The organism is Streptomyces rugosispiralis, from assembly GCF_024505145.1.
GTDB lineage: Bacteria > Actinomycetota > Actinomycetes > Streptomycetales > Streptomycetaceae > Streptomyces > Streptomyces rugosispiralis.
Genome location: NZ_JANIAA010000195.1, coordinates 1 through 748, shown reverse-complemented (window position 1 = coordinate 748; position 748 = coordinate 1). Strand labels below are relative to the sequence as shown.

Here is a 748-nt window from a genome sequence, read left to right as displayed (position 1 = left end):
GGCGTCGGAGCCGACCGCGGCCCCCCGCACCACACCTGTCACCTCGCGGCCCTCGGCCAGCGCGGTCAGGCCGCTGATGAGCGCGGTACGGTCAGCGCCCAGCACCACCGCCCGCCGGTCGAACACGGCACGCGTGGTGACCAGCGACAGACCGACGTCCTTCGTCGCCGGGCCGCTCTCCCCGGCCACGAGCGAGAGCAGTCGTCCGCCCTGCTCCCGCACACCGGCATCGGACTTCGCCGACAGCACCCATGGCACCACGGCGGGCGCCAATTCCCCTGTCGCCTCGGAGCCTTGGCCCTCGGCCGACGGCGCCTGCTCGAGGATGATGTGCGCGTTGGTGCCGCTGAGGCCGAAGGAGGAGACACCCGCCCGGCGTGGGCGGCCGGTCTGGGGCCAGGGCCTGGCCTCGGTGAGCAGCTCGACGGCTCCCGCCGTCCAGTCGATGTGCGTCGACGGTTCGTCGACGCCCAGTGTCCGCGGCAGCAGACCATGCCGCATGGCAAGCACCATCTTCATGATGCCCGCGACACCGGCCGCGGCCTGGGTGTGTCCGATGTTGGACTTGATCGAGCCGAGCCACAGGGGCTCGTCATCGGTGCGTTCACGGCCGTACGTGGCCAGCAGCGCCTGCGCCTCGATCGGATCGCCCAGCGTCGTACCCGTACCGTGCGCCTCGACCGCGTCCACCTCGGCGGCCGACAGTCGTGCGTTCGCCAGCGCCGCCCGGATCACCCGCTGCTGCGAG

General features: G+C 72.5%; 1 protein-coding gene. It reads right to left on the bottom strand.

From position 1 onward, the window contains the following. A partial coding sequence (locus tag NP777_RS47025; RefSeq protein WP_305890871.1) for a ketoacyl-synthetase C-terminal extension domain-containing protein occupies positions 1-748 on the bottom strand: 748 nt, incomplete at both ends.